The 22,619-nt window shown below is 72.0% G+C and carries 17 protein-coding genes; 10 read left to right on the forward strand and 7 right to left on the reverse strand.

Going from position 1 to position 22,619, the window contains the following annotated elements; genetic code table 11:
- Positions 1-78 precede the first annotated feature (78 nt).
- Positions 79-1,575, forward strand: coding sequence for a glycoside hydrolase family 16 protein (locus E0F75_RS16050; protein ID WP_187623187.1), 1,497 nt, complete (start codon positions 79-81; stop codon positions 1,573-1,575).
- A gap of 14 nt (positions 1,576-1,589) precedes the next feature.
- Positions 1,590-2,519, forward strand: coding sequence for a DUF1996 domain-containing protein (locus tag E0F75_RS16055; protein ID WP_187623188.1), 930 nt, complete (start codon positions 1,590-1,592; stop codon positions 2,517-2,519).
- Positions 2,520-2,628: 109 nt separating this feature from the next.
- Here the strand turns inward: E0F75_RS16055 and E0F75_RS16060 are convergent, their stop codons facing one another.
- Positions 2,629-4,041 carry a cation:dicarboxylate symporter family transporter gene (locus tag E0F75_RS16060; RefSeq protein ID WP_187623189.1) on the reverse strand — a complete coding sequence of 471 codons (1,413 nt, stop codon included), beginning with the start codon at positions 4,039-4,041 and terminating at the stop codon, positions 2,629-2,631.
- Between the two features lie 208 nt (positions 4,042-4,249).
- Between E0F75_RS16060 and E0F75_RS16065 the strand changes: the two genes are divergently transcribed.
- From E0F75_RS16065 to E0F75_RS16085, 5 genes are all read left to right on the forward strand, one after another.
- A complete protein-coding gene (locus E0F75_RS16065) occupies positions 4,250-6,130 on the forward strand; it encodes a sensor histidine kinase (protein ID WP_229312693.1) in 1,881 nt (626 codons plus the stop codon).
- On the forward strand, positions 6,127-6,822 hold the full coding sequence (locus E0F75_RS16070) for a response regulator (RefSeq protein WP_030321204.1): 696 nt from the start codon (positions 6,127-6,129) through the stop codon (positions 6,820-6,822). The genes E0F75_RS16065 and E0F75_RS16070 overlap by 4 nt, the downstream gene beginning before the upstream one ends.
- 177 nt (positions 6,823-6,999) lie before the next feature.
- Entirely contained in the window at positions 7,000-7,611 is a 612-nt protein-coding gene (locus tag E0F75_RS16075) for a helix-turn-helix transcriptional regulator (RefSeq protein ID WP_229312700.1), read from the forward strand.
- 78 nt (positions 7,612-7,689) lie between these two features.
- Positions 7,690-8,430 (forward strand): tyrosine-protein phosphatase, encoded by a 741-nt coding sequence (locus tag E0F75_RS16080; RefSeq protein WP_187623191.1) that lies wholly within the window; start codon positions 7,690-7,692, stop codon positions 8,428-8,430.
- A gap of 147 nt (positions 8,431-8,577) precedes the next feature.
- A complete protein-coding gene (locus E0F75_RS16085) occupies positions 8,578-10,245 on the forward strand; it encodes a serine/threonine-protein kinase (protein WP_187623192.1) in 1,668 nt (555 codons plus the stop codon).
- A gap of 95 nt (positions 10,246-10,340) precedes the next feature.
- Here E0F75_RS16085 and E0F75_RS16090 read toward each other — a convergent pair whose 3' ends face one another.
- Positions 10,341-11,471: a helix-turn-helix transcriptional regulator gene (locus E0F75_RS16090; protein WP_187623193.1), complete on the reverse strand. Its 1,131-nt coding sequence runs from the start codon at positions 11,469-11,471 to the stop codon at positions 10,341-10,343.
- Positions 11,472-11,833: 362 nt separating this feature from the next.
- Positions 11,834-12,859 carry an ATP-dependent 6-phosphofructokinase gene (locus E0F75_RS16095; RefSeq protein ID WP_187623194.1) on the reverse strand — a complete coding sequence of 342 codons (1,026 nt, stop codon included), beginning with the start codon at positions 12,857-12,859 and terminating at the stop codon, positions 11,834-11,836.
- Positions 12,860-13,204: 345 nt separating this feature from the next.
- Here E0F75_RS16095 and pta point away from each other — a divergent pair, with 345 nt between their 5' ends.
- From pta to pyk, 3 genes are all read left to right on the forward strand, one after another.
- Positions 13,205-15,316, forward strand: a complete 2,112-nt coding sequence (gene pta, locus E0F75_RS16100; RefSeq protein ID WP_187623195.1) for a phosphate acetyltransferase — start codon at positions 13,205-13,207, stop codon at positions 15,314-15,316.
- Entirely contained in the window at positions 15,313-16,632 is a 1,320-nt protein-coding gene (locus E0F75_RS16105) for an acetate kinase (protein ID WP_187623196.1), read from the forward strand. Before pta ends, E0F75_RS16105 begins: the two co-directional genes overlap by 4 nt.
- Positions 16,633-16,706: 74 nt before the next feature.
- Positions 16,707-18,137, forward strand: a complete 1,431-nt coding sequence (pyk, locus tag E0F75_RS16110; protein WP_187623197.1) for a pyruvate kinase — start codon at positions 16,707-16,709, stop codon at positions 18,135-18,137.
- Positions 18,138-18,226: 89 nt separating this feature from the next.
- Here pyk and E0F75_RS16115 read toward each other — a convergent pair whose 3' ends face one another.
- The 4 genes from E0F75_RS16115 to E0F75_RS16130 form a co-directional block, all read right to left on the reverse strand.
- The gene (locus E0F75_RS16115) at positions 18,227-19,561 is read right to left on the reverse strand and encodes a hypothetical protein (protein WP_187623198.1); all 1,335 of its coding nucleotides are present in this window, start codon (positions 19,559-19,561) and stop codon (positions 18,227-18,229) included.
- Complete coding sequence (locus E0F75_RS16120) at positions 19,551-20,138, reverse strand: DUF6114 domain-containing protein (RefSeq protein ID WP_187623199.1); 588 nt, start codon at positions 20,136-20,138, stop codon at positions 19,551-19,553. Before E0F75_RS16120 ends, E0F75_RS16115 begins: the two co-directional genes overlap by 11 nt.
- 117 nt (positions 20,139-20,255) lie before the next feature.
- Positions 20,256-20,939, reverse strand: coding sequence for a DUF6230 family protein (locus tag E0F75_RS16125; protein WP_187623200.1), 684 nt, complete (start codon positions 20,937-20,939; stop codon positions 20,256-20,258).
- Between the two features lie 590 nt (positions 20,940-21,529).
- Positions 21,530-22,507: a tetratricopeptide repeat protein gene (locus E0F75_RS16130; RefSeq protein ID WP_187623201.1), complete on the reverse strand. Its 978-nt coding sequence runs from the start codon at positions 22,505-22,507 to the stop codon at positions 21,530-21,532.
- Between the last annotated feature and the right edge of the window lie 112 nt (positions 22,508-22,619).

A 22,619-nucleotide genomic window follows, 5' to 3' on the forward strand; every position in this document is an offset into this window, starting at 1 on the left:
AAAAGCTCGATGAGAGCGCTCTGAGAGCGCTCTCAGCATCGTGCTCACCCCGCGCGCCATCCCCCGGAGGTGGTCTCCTTGAGTTCCCCGAGCCGCGCCAGACGCACGTCCCGCACCCCCCTGCTCGCCTCGCTCCTCGTCGGCACCCTCGCCGTCGGCGCCCTCCTCGGCCTGGGCGGGGCGGGCAGCGCCGACGGCGCCGTCCCGCCCGCCCCCGGCTGGTCGCTCCAGTGGAGCGACGACTTCAACGGCCCCGACCGCGCCCTGCCGAACGGCGCCGACTGGCAGATCGACACCGGCCACGCCTACCCCGGTGGGCCCGGCAACTGGGGCACCGGAGAGATCCAGAACTACACCGCGAGCCCCGACAACCTGCGTCTCGACGGCACCGGCAACCTGCGGATCACCCCGCTCCGGGACGGTGCGGGCAACTGGACCTCGGCCCGGATCGAGACCAGGCGGGCCGACTTCAAGGCCCCCACGGGCGGGACCCTTCGCATCGAGGGCCGCATCCAGATGCCGAACGTCACCGGTGACGCGGCCCTCGGCTACTGGCCCGCGTTCTGGGCGCTCGGCTCGCCCTACCGGGGCAACTACTGGAACTGGCCCGGCATCGGCGAGTTCGACATCATGGAGAACGTCAACGGCATCAACTCCGTCTGGGGCGTACTCCACTGCGGAGTCAACCCGGGCGGTCCGTGCGGTGAGACGACGGGCATCGGCGCCAACCGGGCCTGCCCCGGCGCGAGCTGCCAGTCGGCGTTCCACACGTACCGCTTCGAGTGGGACCGCTCGACCTCCCCGAACGAGCTGCGCTGGTACGTGGACGGCCAGCTCTTCCACAGCGTGAACGAGGCCAGGGTCGGCGCCCAGACCTGGGCCGACATGACCGGCCACGCCGGGTACTTCCTGCTGCTCAACGTGGCGATGGGCGGGGCGTTCCCGGACGCGCTCGCCGGGAGGACCCCGACCGCCGCGACCGTTCCAGGGCGGCCGATGCTGGTCGACTACGTGGCGGTGTGGACGAAGGGCGGCGGCTCGACGACGCCGCCGACGACACCCCCGACCACCCCGCCCACGACGCCGCCGACCACTCCCCCGCCGTCCGGCTCCGCTCAGCTGTACCTGCGGACGGGCGGCGGCGCCGGGGACGCGGCCACGGCCACGACGGTCTCGCTGACCTCGGCGGGCGGCGCGAACCACGACGGCACCCCGGCCAACCCGCAGGTCTTCACCTCGGGGCCGATCACCCGGACGTACAACGGCGGCTCGACCCAATTCGACCTGTTCGTGGACGCCGGTACGGTCGTCGCCAACGGGCAGCAGGTGCGGGTCGGTTACGACCGTACCGGCGACGGGAGCTGGGAGCGGACGGAGACGTACCAATACTTCGCGACCGATCCCGTACCGGGCTACGAGCACTACACCCAGGCACGCGGCACGAAGTCGGTCACCGGCAGCCACGGCGACCTGACGAACGGCAGGGTCCGCGTCGAGGTGTGGAACGCGATCGGCAACGGGCCCAGCACGCTCGGCATCGGCAACCAGTCCGTCGTCCGCATCCCCTTCGGCTGAGCGGGGGCGGTGAGATGAACCGGATCCGCAGGCTGCTGGCGGGCGCGGGCGCCGTACTGGTCCTGGCCACCGCCGGGTGCACGACCGCCCGGACGGACCACTCCGGCCACGCGGCCCACCAGTACACCTACACGAAGGCCCAGCAGGCGGCGATCGTCGCCCAGGCCGCGGCCCCGCTGCGCGGCTCGGAGTTCCGCGCGGACTGCTTCTCCAGTCACCGCCGGGGCGACGACCCGATCGTGTTCCCCGGGCAGGCGGGCCGCTCGCACATCCACGAGTTCTACGGGAACAGGACGGCGAACGCCTCCTCGACGCTCCAGTCGCTGGCGGCCGGAACCACCAACTGCACCCCGCAGACGGACCTCTCCTCCTACTGGACCCCGACCCTCTACCAGAACGGCGTGCCCGTCGCCCCGGAACGCGTCACCGTCTACTACCAGGGCATCACCGACCACACGCGCGCCGTCGCGCACCCGCGCGGACTGCGCTACGTCGTCGGCAACGCCCTGGCCACCGGACCCGAGCAGAACCCGGCCGCGCGCTGGTCCTGCGTGGGCCGGCCGGAGTCCGGCCGCGACTTCATGAACTGCCCGCCGGGCACCAGGCTGGAGAACTACCTGGACTTCCCGACCTGCTGGGACGGAAGGAACCTGGACAGCCCCAACCACCGCGACCACATGGCGTACGCGGCGGGGCCCAGCTGCCCCGCGAGCCACCCCGTCCCGGTGCCGCGCCTGGAACTGCTGATCACCTGGCCGGTGAACGGCGGAGGAATGAGCCTGGCGGGCACCCGGAACGGGACGAACGTGACCGACGCGCCCGGCTACACCTTCCACGGCGACTTCCTCAACGCCTGGGACGAGGGCGAGCTGAGGCGCCGGGTCGCCGACTGCATCAACGCGGGCTACGTCTGCGGCACGGACGGGCGCCCGATCCAGCAGTGACGGGCCCGGCGCGGAGAAACGCGGGAGGGACGATCCCGGCCGCGGCTGCGGCCGGGATCGTCCCTCTCCCGAGGCCCGGATCCGGCTCAAGGCCCGGGACCCGGAGTCGTCAGACCCCCGCGCGCGCCTTCTCCTCGCCCTCCTCGGCCCGCTGATCCGGCACCGGGGCGGCAGGCCCGTGATCGTCGACCAGGGTCTTCTCGTCGAAGGGCACCCGCCCCGCAAGGACTTCGGCGACCCGCTCCTTGTCGATCTCCTTCGTCCACGTGCCGATGAGCACCGTCGCGACCGCGTTGCCCGCGAAGTTGGTCAGCGCGCGCGCCTCGCTCATGAAGCGGTCGATGCCGACGATCAGACCCACCCCGTCGACCAGGTCGGGCCGGTGCGACTGGAGGCCGCCCGCGAGGGTGGCGAGACCGGCGCCGGTGACGCCCGCCGCACCCTTCGAGGCGATGACCATGAAGACGAGGAGGGAGATCTGCTCACCGACGGAGAGCGGGTCGCCCATCGCCTCGGCGACGAAGAGCGAGGCCATCGTGAGGTAGATCGCGGTGCCGTCGAGGTTGAAGGAGTAGCCGGTCGGCACGGTGATGCCGACGACCGGCTTGCTGACACCCAGGTGCTCCATCTTCGCGATGAGCCGCGGCAGCGCGGACTCGGACGAGGAGGTGGAGAGGATCAGCAGGAACTCGCGGCCCAGGTACTTGAGGAGGGTCCAGATGTTGAGCCCGGCGACCAGCCGCAGGAGGGTCCCGAGGACCACGAACACGAAGATCGCACAGGTCAGATAGAAGCCGATCATGATGACGGCGAGAGACTTCAGCGCGTCGACACCGGTCGCGCCGACGACGGCCGCGATCGCGCCGAACGCGCCGACCGGGGCGGCCCACATGATCATGCCGAGGATGCGGAAGACGAGCCGCTGGATGTGCCCGATCCCGCGCAGGACCGGTTCGCCCGCCGCGCCCATGGCCTGGAGCGCGAAGCCGGCAAGCAGCGCGACGAGGAGGGTCTGGAGGACCTCGCCCTCGGTGAAGGCGGAGACGATGGTCTTGGGGATGATCCCGAGGAGGAAGTCCGGCGTGGACTCGCTCGCGCCCTCGGCCTGCTTGGCGCCGGCCTCGGCCAGCTCCTTGGTGAGGTGCAGCCCGGAGCCGGGCTCCAGGATGTTGCCGACGACGAGGCCGATCGCGAGTGCGACGGTCGACATGAGAAGGAAGTAGCCGAGGGCGAGACCGCCGACGGCGCCGACCTTCGCGGCCTTCCGGACCGATCCGACGCCGAGCACGATCGTGCAGAAGATGATCGGCGAGATCATCATCTTGATCAGATTGACGAAGCCGGTCCCCAGCGGCTTCAGCTCGACGGCGACGCCGGGCGCCAGGAATCCGACCGCGATGCCGAGCACCACGGCTCCGATCACGGCCAGATACAGATAGTGCGTACGGTCCCGTCTTGCGGCCACGGGGTCCTCCTCGTGCTGATGGGTGTCCACGTCCCGGTGGACTCCGAGAGCATCCATCAGCCTGTGACCGGGGTCACGGTTACGTACGTTTCGTTCACGACCGAACCGTACGGACGGGGAGGACGGGGGGGACGGATGGAGGGACGGGCGGGGGCGGACGGGGGGACGGATGGAGGGACGGACGGGGGCGGACGGGGAGGGCGGCGAGGGAACGATTCGGGAACGCAATGCGTCGGCACACCGTCCCGCGTGCACACTTACCCGCATGCGTTTCCCCCTCCCCCACCCCCGCAGCCTGGCCGGCCAGCTCTTCGCGATGCAGGTCGTGCTCGTGGCCGTCGTCGTGGCCGGGTGCGCGGTCTTCGCATACGTCACGGACCGGGCGCAGGCCGAGGAGAACGCACGGCGCCAGGCCACCGCGACCGCCGCGGCCGTCGCCGACTCCCCGTCCGTGGTCGCCGCGGCGCGGTCCGCCGACCCGACGGCCGTGCTCCAGCCGTACGCCGAGGCGCTGCGCCGCCACGCGGGCGTGGCCTTCGTCGTGATCATGGCTCCGGACGGCACGCGCTGGACCCATCCCGAGCCGGAGCAGATCGGCCGGACGTACCTCGGGCACATCGAGGAGGCGGCGGCGGGCCGGACGCACTCCGAGACCCACCTGGGGGTGCTCGGTCCTTCCGTACGGACGGTGGCGCCGGTCTTCGACGGCGGCGGCCGGGTCGTGGCGCTGGTCAGCGCGGGCATCACGATCGACAAGATCAGCGAGCAGGTGCGGGAGCAGGTCACCGCGCTGCTCGGCATGGCGGGCGCGGCGCTCGCGCTCGGCGGGGCGGGGACGTACGTGATCAACGCGCGACTGCGGCGCCACACGCACGGCATGAACGCGACGGAGCTGAGCCGGCTGCACGACTACCACGAGGCCGCGCTGCACGCGGTCCGCGAGGGGCTCGTGATGCTCGACGGGCGGCGGCGGATCGCGCTCATCAACGACGGGGCGCGGGAGCTGCTGGGCCTGGACGAGGGGGTCGTCGGCCGTCCGGCGGCGGAACTCGGCCTCCCCGCGACGCTCACCGGCGCGCTGCTGTCCTCGGAGCCGCGGGTCGACGAGACGCACCTGACGGCGGACCGGGTGCTGGTCGTCAACACCCGGCCGGTGGTGGGCGGGGAGCGGCGCGGCACGGTCGCCACGCTCCGGGACCGTACGGAACTCCAGGCGCTGTCGGGCGAGTTGGACTCGGAGCGGGGGTTCACCGAGGCGCTCCGCTCGCAGGCCCACGAGGCGGCGAACCGGCTGCACACGGTCGTGTCGCTGATCGAACTGGGCCGGGTGACGGAGGCGGTGGAGTTCGCGACGGCGGAGCTGGAACTGGCCCAGGCGCTCACGGACCGGGTCGTGGACGCCGTCGGGGAGCCGGTGCTCGCGGCGCTGCTGCTCGGCAAGGCGGCGCAGGCGAACGAGCGGGGCGTGGAGCTGGTCCTGACGGAGGACAGCCGCATCGACGACGGCCTGGTGCCGGCGGCGCTGCCGTCCCGGGACCTGGTGACGATCCTCGGCAACCTCATCGACAACGCGGTGGAGGCGGCGGGCGGCACCCCGCACGCGCGCGTGACGGTCACGGTCGCGGCGCGCACGGGAGACGGCGAGCTGCTCCTCCGGGTCGCCGACAACGGCCCCGGCGTCCGCCCGGCCGACCGCGACGCGGTCCTGGGCCGAGGCTGGACCACCCGGGGCCCGGGGCGAGGCCTGGGCCTGGCACTGGTGGGCCAGGCGGTGTGCCGCGCGGCGGGCACGCTGGACGTGGCGGACGCGGAGGGAGGCGGGGCGCGCTTCACGGTACGCCTACCGCTACCGACGCCGACGCCGACGCCCACCGGACCTGGCACGCCCACCGGGCCGAGCACCGTCCCTGGACCTGGCACGCCCACCGGGCCGAGCACCGTCCCTGGACCTGGCACGCCCACCGGGCCGAGCACCGTCCCTGGGTCGGGCCCGGCCACCGGACCAGGCACGCCCACCGGCCCTCGCCCCACCCCCCGGCCCCGCCCCGCCCCCGGGCAGGGCCCCGTCCCAGCCGACGCCCCGCCCCCCGGGTCCCGCCGCGGCGGTACCCCGCCGCCCGCCGGCTCTTCCGAGGTGGTCTCGTGAGCGCACTTCCCCTGCGGGTGCTCGTCGTCGAGGACGATCCCGTCGCCGCCGACGCCCATGCCCTCTACGCCGGGCGCGTCGACGGGTTCACCGTCGTCGGCGTCGCCCACTCCCGGGCCGCCGCCGTGCGCCTGCTCGAGCGGACGCCCGTCGATCTGATCCTGCTCGACCTCTACCTGCCCGACGGCCACGGCCTCCAGCTGTTGCGCGCGCTGCGCGCCGCCGGGCACTCCGCCGACGTCATCGCCGTGACCTCCGCCCGCGACCTGGCCATCGTCCGCGAGGGCGTCTCGCTCGGCGTCGTCCAGTACGTCCTCAAGCCCTTCGCCTTCGCGACCCTGCGGGACCGGCTCGCCCGGTACGCCGAGTTCCGTGCGACCGCCGGCGAGGCCTCCGGACAGGACGAGGTCGACCGGGCGCTCGCCACCCTCCGGGCCCCGCACCCCACCACCCTCCCCAAGGGCCTGAGCGCGCCCACCCTGGAGTCCGTCACCCGGACCCTCCGGTCCACCCCGGCCGGGCTCACCGCCGCCGAGGCCGGTGCGGCCGTCGGGATCTCCCGGATCACCGCGCGCCGCTATCTTGAGCACCTGGTGACCGAGGGCCGGGCCGTGCGCGCCCCGCAGTACGGTCAGATCGGGCGGCCGGAGCTCCAGTACCGCTGGCTCGACGGCCCCGCCCGCGGTCACTGATCGTCTTCTCTCCCACCACCTGCGGTTACCGACCGGTTCCCACGTTCCTACGACTTCACATGTTGGGGGAACGCACCGTAGCCAGCCGTCACCCTCCGCACCTACGTTGACCGGGTGCACCAACCCTCACCACCCTTCAACGCCCTGGCCGCGCGGCGCTTCCGCGAGGGTCTCGGCATGACCCCCGGTCACGTCGCGTACGGCCTGCGCGCGCAGTACGGCCTCTTCGTCACCCCCGACACCGTCGTCGCATGGGAACGCGGCCGGGCCCTCCCCAGCGAGCAGGAGCTCACCGCCCTCTCGGGCGTCCTGTGGTGCGCCCCCGCCGAGCTCATCGCCGCCGCCACCACCCTCCGCGAGCACCGGATGGCGCGCGGCCTCGCCCCCGAGGAGCTGGCCCGGCGGGTCGGCGTCTCGGCCCACGCGTACCAGCGCATGGAGGACGAGGGCCGCTGGCGCGGCACCGAACGTCAGACGGCCGCCCTCGCCGAGGTCCTCGGTCTCGGCCCGCGCGCCCTGATCACCGCCACCGGCGGCGACGAGCCCCTCGCGGAGCTGCTGCGGGACGCCGCCACCACCCACCGCTGGCAGGCGTACGTGAAACCGGCCGTGAAGATGCTGCCGCTGCCCAGACAGACCCTGGAGTACGCCCTGCAGCGGCTGCACACCGACTACCACGCACGGATGGCGGCGACCAGCAGCTGGGGCGCCTCGGCCGGCACCGGCGACGAGGGCCGCGCCTATCTCGACGACATCACCGGACACTTCTGGGCCGCCGTCGGCGCCTAGCCGGCGCCTGGTCGGATCCCGGCCGCCACCCCGCTGCCGGAGCACCGAATTCCGCATCCCGGCCCGTACATTGGCGCCGTGAGACGACACATATCCTTCGAACGACTTCACAACTTCCGTGACCTGGGCGGCTATCGAACCGCCGACGGCGGGACCGTGCGGTGGGAGACCCTCTACCGCTCCGACTCCCTCGCCAAGCTCACGGACGCCGCCCCCCACGATCTGGAGCGCTTCCGCGCGCTCGACGTGACGACGGTGATCGACCTGCGCTACCCGTGGGAGATCGCCGCCAAGGGCCGCCTCCCGGAGACCGACGGCGTCTCCTGGCACAACCTCTCCATCGAGCACCGCCCCTACGACCAGGCGGAGATCGACCCGGACCTCGACCCCTGGCGCTACCTCGCCGACCGGTTCGCCGAGGTCGCCGAGGACGGCGCGGTGGAACTCCGTACGGCCCTGGAGGTCATCGCCTCCGCCGACGGCCCGCTCGTCTTCCACTGCGCGTCCGGGAAGGACCGAACGGGGCTGCTCGCGGCCGTCGTCCTCGCCCTCCTGGGCGTTCCGGACGAGGAGATCCTCGCGGACTTCGCGCTCACCGAGCTGGCCACGGAGCGGCTGATCGCCGACTGGCGGGCCTCCCACCCCGGCCGCGAACTGCGCTGGCCGGGCTACGGCCGGGCACCCGCCGACATCATCCGGCTCTTCCTCGCGGACCTGCGCGCACGGTACGGCTCCGTGGACGCGTACGTCACCGGCCACGTCGGGCTCGACCCGGCGGTGGTGACGGCGCTCAGGGCCCGTCTCGTCGAGACGCCCTAGCGCGCGTCCTCACCGGGGTCGTCCCCGTACGGCCGACGTCCCTTCACGTACCACCGTCGTCCCGTCCCGGACCGCCGGGATCAGTAGGATCTCGGCGGACGGACGGCGCTGCGGCGCCATGGGGGCTTGTGCCGTGGGGGGCCTGTGATGAAACCGCTCGACGACTCCGAGCCGACCGAGGTCGGTCCGTACCGGCTGCTCGCCGAGCTCGGCCACGGCGGCATGGGCCGCGTGCTCCTGGGCGCGGCCCACGACGGCCGGCTCGCCGCCGTCAAACAGGTGCACGCCCGGTTCGCGTCCGACGGCGACTTCCGGGCCCGCTTCCGCCGCGAGGTCGCCGCCTCCCGCAGGGTCTCCGGTGCCTACACGGCGGCCGTGATGGACGCCGACGCGGACGCCGCCCTCCCCTGGCTCGCCTCGGTGTTCGTGACGGGGCCCTCGCTGGGGGCGGCGGTGCGGGAGACCGGTCCGCTGCCCGAGGCCGCCGCACGCCGGCTCGCCCTGGGCCTGGCGACGGCGCTGACCGAGATCCACCGGGTGGGGCTGATCCACCGCGACCTCAAGCCCGAGAACGTCCTGCTCGCGGAGGACGGGGTCCGGGTCATCGACTTCGGCATCGCGCGGGCGGTGGAGCACCCGGGCGCCGCCGAGCCGACGCAGCTGACACAGACCGGCTGGGTCATCGGCTCGCCTCCGTTCATGTCGCCCGAGCAGGCGGAGAGCCGGGAGCTCACCCCCGCGAGCGATGTGTTCTCGCTCGGCGCCATCCTCGTCCTGGCGCTGACCGGGGCGTCCCCGTTCGCCGGCGCCTCGACCTTCCAGACGCTCGCCAACGTGGTGCAGGGCGTCCCCGATCTGAGCGGGGTTCCGGCGGGGCTGCGCGGGATCGTCGAGGAGTGCCTCGCCAAGGACCCGGCCGCCCGGCCCACGCCGGCCCGGTTGATCGGGCTCCTCGGTCCGGTCCCGCCGGCCGCCCGCGTCTGGCCCCCGGCGGTCCACGCCCTGGTGGCCGACCAGCAGGCCCGTATCGGCGCGTTGCTGGGCGAGGGACCGCCCCCGGTCCCGACCTCGACCCCGGCTCCGACCCCGACCCCGACCCCGACGGTCGTCGACCCGCCCGGCCGCACGGACGTACCGGCGACGACCGCCCAGACGACCGCTCAACCGACCGCCCAGGCGGCCGCCCACCTGGCCACCTGGTCGACCGTCCGGCCGACGGCCCGACCTACCGCCCGACCGACCGCCCGGCGGGGTCGCGGGAGGACCGTCGCGCTCGTCGCCGCGGGGCTGCTCGTCGTGGCGGGGACGGGTGTCGGCGGGTACTTCCTGTTGCGGAAGGACCCGGACACGGACAAGTACCGCACGCTGCCCGCCTGCCAGGACGTGAACCTCGCACTGCCCTCGTACGGGCGGAACCCGGAGCGGGACTTCTCCGTCGCCCACGCCGACGGCCCGGAGATCCGCTGCTCCTGGACCACCGGGAAGGCCGACGAGGCTAAGGCCGAGAGCGCCGAGGTCTGGTGGAACCTCAAGACCCCCACGGGCGAACTCGGCGAGGCGACGGACCGTCAGAAGGCCGAACACGCCGCGCAGTCGGCCCGCGGCCGCATCGTGGGCCTGGACCTCGGCGACGAGGCGTACTGGGCGGTCCCCGCGAAAGGCGAGGGCGACTGCGTCCTGCACCTGCGCGACAGCAATCTCACCCTGCGCGTCTCGGTCACGCTCAAGTCCAAGGGCGACCCCGAGACGAACTGCCGGCCGGAGGCCGTCAGCGTCGCCAGAACTGCTCTCGACGTCCCGGTCCTGAGCCCCTGACCCTTTTCGTTTCCCTTTCCCTTTTCGTTTCCCTCTCCCTTTCCCTTTCCCCTTCCCGACCCCGCTCCCCCGCTCCCCCGTTCTCCCGCTCCCGCTCAGTCCCGCCGGTCGAAGGAGAAGAGCTGGCCGGCGGCGTCCGGCGTACAGGGCGCCTGGGCCAGCTTTGCCCAGGCTGCTTCGCGGTCGCCGACGACGGTGACACAGGTGCCGGGGGTGGCGGAGCCGACCGGGACGATCCGGTAGCCGAGGACCGGGCCCTCGGGAGTTCCGTACGGCTCCAGCGCGAAGGCCTCGACCCGGCTGGGGTCCCCGCACTCGGAGTCCTCGTACGCGGAGTCGGGTATCCGGCCGCCGGAGGGCATGCCGGAGCAGCCGGGGCCGAAGTCGGGGTGGTCGGAGACGATCCTCCACCGGCCGGTGCCCACCGTGGCGAGGGAGTAGAGGGGGAAGTCCGACTCCGTGCACGGCACCTGATGGACCTGCCCGGTGCGGGCGCCGCGCCGTTCGGCGAGGCAGAAGTCGGTGCCGGTCACCCGGATGCGTACGTCTCCCACGGCGGGGGCCACGGCGACGGGGGTACGGGGCGGCCGGCCCGCGGGGCCGGTGCCGCCGTCGCGGAGGAGGGCGACGACGCTGACCCCGGCGAGGACGAGCCCGGCCACGGCGACGGTGGCGACGAGCGCGCGCCGTATGCGGGACGAGGTGCTGGGAAGCGGGCCGGGAGAGGTCTCGAACGGGGTGCCGGACGCGCCGCCCTGCGACTCGGCCGCGACCTCGGCCCCGGGCCCGGGCCAGGCGGGCGGCGGACCGACCGTCTCCGCCGTATCGGGTGCCACTGGCCCCGCCGTATCGGGATCGGAAGGCACCCCCGCACCCGCACCCGCATCCCCATCCCCATCCGCGTCCGCGTCCGCGTCCACCTCGGCAGCCCCGTACGCCCCCCGTCCCGCCAGCTCCGTCCGTACCGTCCGCCACTCCTCCAGCTCGGCCTGCGTCACCCCGCAGGCGCGGACGAAGGCGGTCAGGAGTTCGTCGCGGGGCAGAGTCGCGCGGGCCAGCATGTTCGCCACGGTGGACCGGGGCAGGACGTCCCCGCGTGCCTCCGCCCTGGCCGAGAGCTCGCGGTAGGTCAGGCCCGACCAGTCCTTGAGGGCCTGGAGGCGCGCGAGGAACTCGGCGGGGGTGCGTGCCTCCCGTGGGTCAGGGGTGTGCCGCCCCGGTGTCATCCGCGCCTCTTCCCTTCGAACGAGCCCACCGAACTCCGCCGGACAGGGGTTGGGACATGTCCGGGACAGGCCCCAAGCCTTGTTGATCGCACGCTCCGGCTCAAGAGTGGAACCCGGCATTTCCAGGGGTGATGCCGGGCACAGCGGAGTGGCCCCGACCGTCCACGGGGGGACGGTCGGGGCCACTCGGGTGTGTCCGGGTCCCGACGGGAATCCGGGACGCTTCGGGACGGAGGTCCCGACGACAGGGCCCTAGGGACAGGACCGCAGGAACGAGGCCGTCGAGACAGGGCCGTAAGGACAGGCCCGTAAGGGCAGGGCCGCAAAGACGTGTCCGTGAGAGCCGGACCCCACGGACGTCTCTAGAAGACGGACTCCGCCTCGCGGATGCGGTCCTCCGGGACCGTCTTGAGGCGGGTGACCGCCTCGGCCAGCGGCACCATCTCGACGTCCGTGCCGCGCAGCGCCGTCATCCGGCCGAAGTCGCCTCGGTGCGCGGCCTCCACCGCGTGCCAGCCGAAGCGGGTCGCGAGGACCCGGTCGTACGCGGTCGGCGTGCCGCCGCGCTGGACGTGACCGAGGATGACCGGGCGGGCCTCCTTGCCGAGGCGCCGCTCCAGCTCGACGGCGAGCTGGTTGCCGATGCCCTGGAAGCGCTCGTGGCCGAACTGGTCGATCTCGCCCTTCTTGTACTCCATCGAGCCCTCGGCCGGATGGGCACCTTCGGCGACGCAGATGACGGCGAACTTCTTGCCGCGGGCGAAGCGCTCCTCGACCATCTTGACCAGGTCGTCGACCTCGAAGGGCCGCTCGGGGAGGCAGATGCCGTGCGCGCCGCCGGCCATGCCGGACTCCAGGGCGATCCAGCCGGCGTGGCGGCCCATCACCTCGACGACCATCACCCGCTGGTGGGACTCGGCGGTGGTCTTGAGGCGGTCCATGGCCTCGGTGGCGACGCCGACGGCGGTGTCGAAGCCGAAGGTGCGGTCCGTGGACGAGATGTCGTTGTCGATCGTCTTCGGGACGCCGACGACGGGCATGCCGGCGTCGGAGAGCATCCGGGCGGCGGTCAGGGTGCCTTCGCCGCCGATCGGGATGAGGACGTCGATGCCGTACTCGCGGGCCAGGTCGGGCGCGGATTCGGCGGCCTCGGCCAGCCGGTTCCGCTCCAGGCGCGCGGAGCCGAGGATGGTGCCGCCGCGGGCCAGGATGCCGCTGACGGCGTTGAGGTCGAGGGGTCGGTAGTGGCCGTCGAGGAGGCCCTTGAAGCCGTCCTCGAAGCCGATGACCTCGTCGTCGTGGCCGGTCAGCGCCCGGTGCACGACCGACCGGATCACTGCGTTCAGGCCGGGGCAGTCTCCGCCTGCGGTGAGGACTCCGATGCGCATCGTGCTGTGTCTCCTGCTCGGTCGCGTTCCTTTGTGAGCCAGAGCGATTCTCACACGCCCGGCCTGAGGGGCGCGCTCGCGGCCGCTCCGCGCGTCCCTCCCGGGGCGGTCGCGGAGGCCTTTGGTCCCGGGGTTCCGGGCCCTTCGTCCGGCGGGCGACCTAACCATCGGCGGGGGTATTGTCAAGGGGGTAATGCCGCCCTATCGGGGCTTTCTGAGCACAGCCGGTTGACGCGAGGGACGACGGCGTCGAGCGGCGTACGGGCCGCGAGCGTGCCGCGAGGGCACCGCTCGCCCCGGCTCCGTGAGTCCCGTTTTCCGCAGGACTGGACAGGAGACCACGGCGTGACGCGCAGCGTGTACGTGACCGGGATCGACCGCGGTGACGGCCGCCAGGTCGTCGAGTTGGGAGTCATGGAGCTCCTCACCCGCCAGGTGGACCGGGTGGGGGTGTTCCGGCCGCTGGTGCACGACGGTCCCGACCGGCTCTTCGACCTGCTGCGCACCCGCTACCGGCTCTCGCAGGACGCCTCGACGGTCTACGGCATGGACTACCACGAGGCCTCCGCGCTGCAGGCCGAGCGGGGCACCGACGAGCTGGTGTCGCAGTTGGTCGACCGCTTCCACGTGGTCGCCCGCGACTACGAGGTCGTCCTCGTCCTCGGCACCGACTTCGCCGCCACCCAGCTCCCCGACGAGCTGGCGCTCAACGCGCGGCTCGCCAACGAGTTCGGCGCCTCCGTCATCCCGGTCGTCGGCGGCAAGGGCCAGTCGGCGGAGTCCGTACGGTCCGAGGCGCGCAACGCCTTCCGGGCGTACGACGGGCTCGGCTGCGACGTGCTCGCGATGATCGTCAACCGGGTGGCGGGCGAGGACCGGGAGGTCATCGCCGAGCGGCTCACGGCCCGGCTGCCCGTGCCCTGCTACGTCCTGCCGGACGAGCCGGCGCTCGCCGCGCCCACCGTCGCCCAGATCAAGCACGCGCTCGGCGCCTCCGTGGTCCTCGGCGACGACGCGGGCCTCGCGCGCGACGCGCTGGACTTCGTCTTCGGCGGCGCGATGCTGCCCAACTTCCTCAACGCGCTGACCCCGGGCTGTCTGGTCGTCACCCCCGGGGACCGGGCCGACCTGGTCGTCGGGGCGCTGGCCGCGCACTCGGCCGGCACCCCGCCGATCGCCGGTGTGCTGCTCACCCTGAACGAGCGGCCCAGCGACGAGATCCTCACCCTGGCGGCCCGTCTCGCGCCGGGCACCCCGGTCATCTCCGTACCGGGCAACAGCTTCCCGACCGCCACCGAACTCTTCGCCCTCGAGGGCAAGCTGAACGCGGCCACCCCGCGCAAGGCGGAGACGGCGCTCGGCCTGTTCGAGCGGCACGTGGACACGGCCGACCTGCTCAAGCGGGTCTCGGTGGCCCGCAGCGGTCGGGTGACCCCGATGATGTTCGAGCACGAGCTCATCGAGCAGGCGCGCGCCGACCGGCGACGGGTGGTGCTCCCGGAGGGCACCGAGGAGCGGGTGCTGCGCGCCGCCGACGTGCTGCTGCGCCGTGACGTGTGCGATCTGACGCTGCTCGGCGACGTCGAGGTCATCCGCAAGAAGGCCGCAGATCTGGGCATCGCGCTCGCCGACACGCAGCTGATCGACCCGGCGACCTCGGAGCTGCGGGACTCGTTCGCCGAGAAGTACGCGGCGCTGCGGGCCCACAAGGGCGTCACCGTGGAGCTGGCGTACGACGTGGTCTCGGACGTCAACTACTTCGGCACGCTGATGGTCCAGGAGGGGCTGGCCGACGGCATGGTCTCCGGTTCGGTGCACTCCACGGCGGCGACGATCCGCCCGGCCTTCGAGATCATCAAGACCAAGCCTGGGGGCACCTCCCATAGCGAAGCTTCTGGGGGAGCTTCGATCGTCTCGTCGGTCTTCTTCATGTGCCTCGCCGACAAGGTCCTCGTGTACGGCGACTGCGCGGTCAACCCGGACCCGAACGCCGAGCAGCTCGCGGACATCGCCGTCCAGTCGGCGGCCACCGCGGCCCGCTTCGGCGTCGAGCCGCGGATAGCGATGCTCTCGTACTCGACCGGCACGTCGGGCTCCGGCGCCGACGTCGACAAGGTGCGGGAGGCGACGAAGCTGGTCCGCGAGGCGCACCCGGAGCTGCGGATCGAGGGGCCTATCCAGTACGACGCCGCCGTCGAGCCCTCGGTCGCGGCGACGAAGCTGCCGGGCTCGGAGGTGGCGGGGCAGGCGACCGTGCTGATCTTCCCGGACCTCAACACCGGCAACAACACCTACAAGGCCGTGCAGCGTTCGGCCGGCGCCGTGGCCGTCGGCCCGGTGCTCCAGGGTCTGCGCAAGCCCGTGAACGACCTCTCGCGCGGCGCGCTCGTCAGCGACATCGTCAACACGGTCGCCATCACGGCGATCCAGTCCCAGGCCCAGGAGATCCCGGCATGACCGCCCAGCCGTCACCCACCGCCGCCCGGCCCGCCGAGCTTCGCCCGGCCCCTCCCTCTCGCGTCCTGGTCCTCAACTCCGGTTCCTCGTCGGTGAAGTACCAGCTGCTCGACATGCGCGACGACAGCCGGCTCGCCCAGGGGCTCGTGGAGCGCATCGGCGAGGAGACCTCCCGGCTCGTGCACACCCCGCTCCAGGGCGGTGGGGGTGAGAAGCGCGAGAAGAACGGCCCGATCGCCGACCACGCGGCCGCGCTGAAGGCGGTCGCCGAGGAGCTGGCGGCGGACGGGCTCGGGCTCGACTCCCCCGAGCTGGCGGCGATCGGCCACCGGGTGGTGCACGGCGGGCTGCGGTTCACCGAGCCGACGGTCATCGACGACGAGGTGCTGGCGGAGATCGAGCGGCTCGTGCCGGTGGCGCCGCTGCACAACCCGGCGAACCTCACGGGCATCCGTACGGCGATGACGCTCCGCCCCGACCTGCCGCAGGTCGCGGTCTTCGACACGGCCTTCCACACGACGATGCCGGAGTCGGCGGCGCGGTACGCGATCGACGTGGAGACGGCCGACGCGTACCGGATCCGGCGGTACGGCTTCCACGGCACCTCGCACGCGTACGTGTCGCGGGAGACGGCGAAGCTGCTCGGCAAGGAGCCGGAGGAGGTGAACGTGATCGTGCTGCACCTGGGCAACGGCGCGTCCGCCTCCGCGGTGCGGGGCGGCCGGTGCGTGGACACCTCGATGGGCCTGACGCCGCTGGAGGGCCTGGTCATGGGCACCCGCTCGGGCGACATCGACCCGGCGGTCACCTTCCACCTCAAGCGGGTGGCGGGCATGGACGACAGCGAAATCGATGGCCTGCTGAACAAGAAGTCCGGCCTGGTGGGGCTCTGCGGCGACAACGACATGCGGGAGATCCGCCGCCGGATCGACGAGGGCGACGAGCGTGCGGCGCTCGCCTTCGACATCTACATCCACCGGCTCAAGAAGTACATCGGGGCGTACTACGCGGTGCTGGGCCGGGTGGACGCGGTGGCGTTCACGGCGGGGGTCGGCGAGAACGCGGCCCCGGTGCGGGAGGCTGCGATCAAGGGCCTGGAGGAGCTGGGGCTCGCGGTGGACGCGGACCTCAACGCGGTGCGGTCGGACGAGGCACGGCTGATCTCGCCGAACTACGCGCGGGTGGCGGTCGCCGTGGTGCCGACGGACGAGGAGCTGGAGATCGCCCGTCAGGCCTTCGCTCTGGTGGGCGGGGAGGCACCCGGGGAAGGGGCCGGAGAAGCACTCGGAGAAACGCTCGGAGAAGTGAACGCCTGAGCGACCCCGCGCCCATTTGTACTTTCCGCCAGTCGGAATATTCCGCAGTGAAACAAACCGATAGGATCCGCCTCATGCGCCGTTCCAAAATCGTCTGCACGCTGGGCCCCGCCGTCGACTCGTATGAGCAGCTGAAGGCTCTCATCGAGGCCGGCATGAACGTGGCCCGATTCAACTTCAGCCACGGATCCCAGGCGGAACACCAGGAGCGGTACGACCGCGTCCGGCAGGTCTCCGCGGACACCGGTCGCGCCGTCGGCGTGCTCGCCGACCTCCAGGGCCCCAAGATCCGTCTCGAGACCTTCGCCGAGGGCCCGGTCGAGCTGGTGCGCGGTGACGAGTTCACCATCACCACCGACGACGTCCCCGGTGACAAGTCCATCTGCGGCACCACCTACAAGGGCCTGCCCGGCGATGTCTCCAAGGGCGACCAGGTCCTGATCAACGACGGCAACGTCGAACTGCGGGTCGTCGAGGTCGAGGGCCCCCGGGTCAAGACCATCGTCGTCGAGGGCGGTGTCATCTCCGACCACAAGGGCATCAACCTGCCCGGCGCGGCGGTCAACGTCCCCGCCCTGTCGGAGAAGGACGTCGACGACCTCCGTTTCGCGCTCCGCATGGGCTGCGACATGGTCGCGCTCTCCTTCGTCCGTGACGCCGACGACGTCAAGGACGTCCACAAGGTGATGGACGAGGAGGGCCGCCGGGTCCCCGTCATCGCCAAGGTGGAGAAGCCGCAGGCCGTCGAGAACATGGAGGCCGTCGTCGCGGCCTTCGACGCGGTCATGGTGGCCCGTGGCGACCTCGCCGTCGAGTACCCGCTCGAGAAGGTCCCGATGGTGCAGAAGCGCCTCGTGGAGATGTGCCGCCGCAACGCCAAGCCGGTGATCGTCGCGACCCAGATGATGGAGTCGATGATCACCAACTCCCGTCCGACCCGCGCCGAGGCGAGCGACGTCGCCAACGCGATCCTGGACGGCGCGGACGCGGTCATGCTGTCGGCCGAGTCCTCGGTCGGCGCGTACCCGATCGAGACCGTGAAGACGATGTCGAAGATCGTCGCCGCGGCCGAGGAGGAGCTGCTCTCCAAGGGCCTCCAGCCCCTGGTCCCGGGCAAGAAGCCGCGTACCCAGGGCGGTTCCGTCGCCCGCGCGGCCTGCGAGATCGCCGACTTCCTGGGCGGCAAGGCCCTGGTCGCCTTCACCCAGTCCGGCGACACGGCCCGCCGCCTCTCGCGCTACCGCGTCCAGCAGCCGATCCTCGCCTTCACCACCGACGAGAACACCCGCAACCAGCTCACCCTGAGCTGGGGCGTCGAGTCCTTCGTGGTCCCGCACGTGGACAACACGGACGCGATGGTCGACCTGGTGGACGCCGAGCTCCTGAAGCTCCAGCGCCACAACGCGGGCGACACCATGATCATCACCGCCGGCTCGCCCCCCGGCGTCCCCGGCACGACGAACATGGTCCGCGTCCACCACCTCGGCGGCGGCGAGCGCGACTGACGTCACGACGAAGCCCCCGTCCGCTCGGTGCGGACGGGGGCTTCGTCGTACGGCCGGTGTGTCGTACGGCTCCTGGAGCGGTACGGGGATCAGCTGGGCTCGATCGTGTTGCGGAGGCCCGGGACCTTGAGGGTGCCGCCGAACTGTCCCGCCTGCTTCAGCTTCACCTGGGTGAAGAAGGCGAAGGGGACGTCCAGCGGGGGCGGGCTCTCCGGGCTGAAGGTGATCGGGATGATGCCGAAGAGGTTGCCCTTCAGCTCCTCCGTGTACATGGTCACCGTGCCGTTGGTGATCGTCGACGTCGAGCCCTTGTCGGACCGGACGTGGCCCGTGAGGCCCTCGGAGTGGACCGTCAGCTGGTGGAGGTCCTTGATGTCGATGCCCGTCGAGGTGAACTTCAGGGCCTTCTTGATCTTTCCGCTGCCCGTCTTGACCTCGACGATGCCGTGGTACTTGAGGCCCTTCAGGGTGAGCAGCGAGCTCTCCAGTCGCCACGGCTCGTCCGGGAGCAGCGGGATGCCCTGCTCCAGGTCGGCGGCCGCGAGCGCCTCGGGGTCCGGCTCGGGGCACGGGAACCGGGGCTTGGCGCCGTCGGGTATGGACTCGTCCTTCTTGGCGTCCAGGCCCTTGGCGCTCTCGGGCAGTTCCTGGACCTTCGCGCCCGCCTGCTCGGCGGCCTGCTCGATCTGCTTCTTCGTCTTCTCCGCGGCCGGGTCGGCGGTGGCCTTCGGAGCGGCGGTCGACGTCGGCGGAGTGGTCGCGGCCGGCTCGTCGGCGGTCGCCGGCTTGTCGGCGGGGGCCGTCGCGGAGGCGCTCGGGGCGGGTGCCTGGGTCGTCGGGGCCGCCGTGGTGGGCGTCTCCGTCGGCTTCGGGTCCGGGCCGTCGAACAGGTCCTTGAGCGCGTCGCCGACGCCCAGCGGGTCGAGCGGGTTCTTCGACTTCGTGGGCGTGGGTGTGGCCGTCGGTGTCGGCGTCGCGGTCGGCGAGGCGGTGGTCTTCGCCTCTTCCTTCGTCTGCCGCGTGGCCGCCTGCTCGGTCTCCGTCGCGGTCGGCGTCGGGCTTCCGGTGGCGGTGGGGGTCGCGGTGGCGGTGGGGGTGGCCGTCGCGGTCGCGGTCGCGGAAGGCGTCGCGGTGGGGGTGGAGGAGGGCGTCGGCTTCGCCGTCTCGGCCGGCTTCTCCGTCTCCTCCTGCGTCGGCTCGTCCGAGCGCGTCACACAGGGGCCGGGGGCGAAGGGGATGTCCTTCTCGTCGGCGAGGGCGAGCCTGGGCGTGAGGCCCATGCCCACGAACACCGCGGTCGGCATGGCGGCCAGCGCCATCGCCTTGCCCGCGGGGCCCTGGATCCTGTTCAGCAGCGACTTGCGCGGGGCCGCGTGCCGCGGGCCCTCCTTCGCGAGCGCCGACTGAGTCTCGTCACCCCGCACTGTTCCTCCCGCCCTTGGCGTCGATCGTCGTGTCGGTCAGCGGCTGCGCGCCCTCGCGCTGCTCCGGGAACACGGCCGCCACCATGGCCTCGGTCTCGGGGTCGAGGGCGGGGGCGGCCTCGTCGGAGGCCTCCGGCTGACCGTCGTGCTCTGCGTCGGCCTCTGCCTCGTCGGTCTCCTCGGCCGGCGGGGCGGGCGCCCACGCGGCGGACATACCGCCGCCGATGACCGCGAACAGATAGCCGATGATCAGGCCACCGAAGTTCGAGACCGGGATGGAGACGAGCGCCAGGACGATCGTCGCGACACCCGCGAACACCCGGACGATGGGCTGGAACCACATCGTCAGACCGAGCGTGATGAGCAGGACGCCGATGATCAGCGCGCCGGCTCCGGCGGTCGTCTGCATGGCGAGGGTGACATTGCCGAGCCGCATGTCCCCGTACGGAAGGTAGGCGATCGGCACGCCGCCGATCATGGTGAACAGTCCCGCCCAGAAGGGCCGGGTCTGTCGCCAGACCTTGAACCGGTTCTCCTTCTTGGGGACTTCGCGGGAGGCGGGGATCTCGGCGCTCATGGAACAGCTCCCTGGAAGCGGTGTTGCTGAGAAGTTGAAGGGAGGGTGCCTGGCGGGTGGGACCGCACGGGGCGGCCCCACCCTCAGGACGACCTGGTCCTCGCGGACCGGTCAGTCCTAGTAGCACTCCTTCGAGGTGCCCCGGTGCAGGGACAGGTGAAGGTCGGGGAGCTTGAACGTGCCGGCCGTGGTGGCCCACGCCTTCTGCTCCACGTTGTTCAGCGTCGCCTGCTCGGCACGCTGGCCGAAGCCGTACGGGTTGGCCTTGGTGTTGGGCTGGATGCCCGGCTTGCCCGGGGCCGGCTTGCCGTCGGGGCCGTTGTTGAGCGCGCCGGCCGCGATGCCGATGTCGATGTTGGTGAACTCGGCGTCGGCCTTGAGCTCGGAGACATCGAGGTAGATGCCCTTCGCGTAGACCTTGTCCTCGGTCTTGCCGGACTTCACGGCCGCGGTGCCGGCCTCCAGACGGAGGGTGACGTCACCGATGAACGGCACCTTCGGCGTCACGACCGACTGGCACATGTTCGTGATCCAGGCCTCGGAGAAGCCGGACACCGCCACCGGGGCGGCGAAGTCCTTGCCCTCGAGGTCCTTGCCACCATCGACGCTGCCGTACTGGACGAAGTCCGTACCGACGAGGCTGTTGGCCTTAACCTTGAATTCCTGGCCGGAGATGCTGAAGGACGCGGCGAGCGCGCCCTGGGCCAGGCCTACACCGATCGCGGCCGTCGCGGCCACACTCGGGACCATGACGACGGCGAACCGCTTCCATCTGGTCCCGCCACGAACCTGGGACTTCATGAGAATTCCTCCTTCTCGGACGTACATCTCCGGAAGGGCCCGGGGCCCGTCCTGGGATGGGAGAAGAGCTACGTCCTCGGGAAGGAGAGCGCCGAGGCGTCAGGCGGCGCGTTGCGCGTCCGAATCACCGGCGATCACCCCCGAGCGACAACCATGGGCCGCGCCTTGGCGCGCGACCTGATTGGACAGGCCCCGTTCGATGAGAGCGGGAACCCCCCTGTCCAGGACCGGTGCCGGAACACCGGTCCGCCCGGTGGGGACCCTCGCCGCGTCCCGGTTGGTTGCCGGGGTGGTGCGGTTCGGACCGAGCGTCGCCGATCGTGGTCCATTCCGGGCCCCCGCACAAGGGGGTTCGTTACTGGCTAGTAACGGGTGGATAACCACGTCATGGCGGGGCGGGGCCGGACGGGCACGGAGGGTACGTTCGCCTGGCAAGGAATGTCGGCAGATTGCCGGAAGAATGCGGACAGAACCGCAGGTTCGCTTTACTGCAAGTAACAGCGGCCGCGATTACCAAGTTTTGGTAAAGCGCGGCCGCCTTTTGTCACCCTGCTGCCAAATCGTCGGACGATCGGGCGCACCGGACGGGACTAGAACAGCACCCGTGCCAGAGCCTGCCGGGCCGCCGTGACCCGCGGGTCGTCGGCACCGATCACCTCGAAGAGCTCCAGGAGCCGCAGCCGCGCCGCGTCCCGGTCCTCGCCGACCGTGCGGCGCACGGTCTCGACGAGCCGCCCGAAGGCGTCCTGTACATGACCGCCCACCAGATCGAGGTCGGCGGCGGCGATCTGCGCGGTCACATCGGCCGGACCGTCGGCGGCGGCCTTGCGGACCGCGGCCGGGTCGAGGTCCTGCACCCGGGCGAGGAGTTCGGCCTGGGCCAGACCGAGCTTGGCCTCCGGGTTGGCCGGGTCGTCGGCGAGCACGTTCTTGTACGCCTGGACGGCGCCGGCCAGATCACCCGCGTCGAGCGCGGACATGGCCGCTTCGAGGAGCGCGTCGTAGGGACCGACGGGCTGCGCGGCCACGGCCGTACCGTCGTCGGGGCCCTCGCCGTTCGCGTCGACGACGATGCCGGTCAGACCGAAGCGCTCCTCGCCGATCTGGATCAGCTGGTCGAGGGTCTCGCGGATCTGGGCCTCGGGCACGGCGCCCTGGAAGAGCGGCAGCGCCTGACCGGCGACCACCGCGAAAACGGCCGGAATTCCCTGGATACCGAACTGCTGCATCAGCATCTGGTTGGCGTCGACGTCGATCTTCGCGAGCAGGAAGCGGCCGCTGTACTCGACGGCGAGCCGCTCCAGGAGCGGGCTCAGCTGCTTGCAGGGCTCGCACCACTCGGCCCAGAAGTCGAGGACGACCGGGACCTCGGCGGAGCGCTGGAGCACATCGCGCTCGAAGCCCGCCTCGTCGACGTCGATCACCAGGGCGGACGGGGGCACGGCGGCGGGGCCACCCTGCCGGGCGGCTGCGGCGCGTGTCTGCTCCGCCTTCGACTTGGCCTCTCCGGCCGCCTTCACCGCGGCGAGGTCGACGACGCCGCTCATGGACATGTTTCGGGGCTGCATACGTACATCCTCCCCCTTCCGCGCACGTAACCGGTAAGTCATGGCTGAACCGTGCCGTCCGCACGTCTCCCGCCGGTATGCGAGACGTGGGGCGACACGGTTCTTCGTCTTC

The organism is Streptomyces sp. CB02980, assembly GCF_014451325.2.
In the GTDB taxonomy this organism is placed as follows: domain Bacteria; phylum Actinomycetota; class Actinomycetes; order Streptomycetales; family Streptomycetaceae; genus Streptomyces.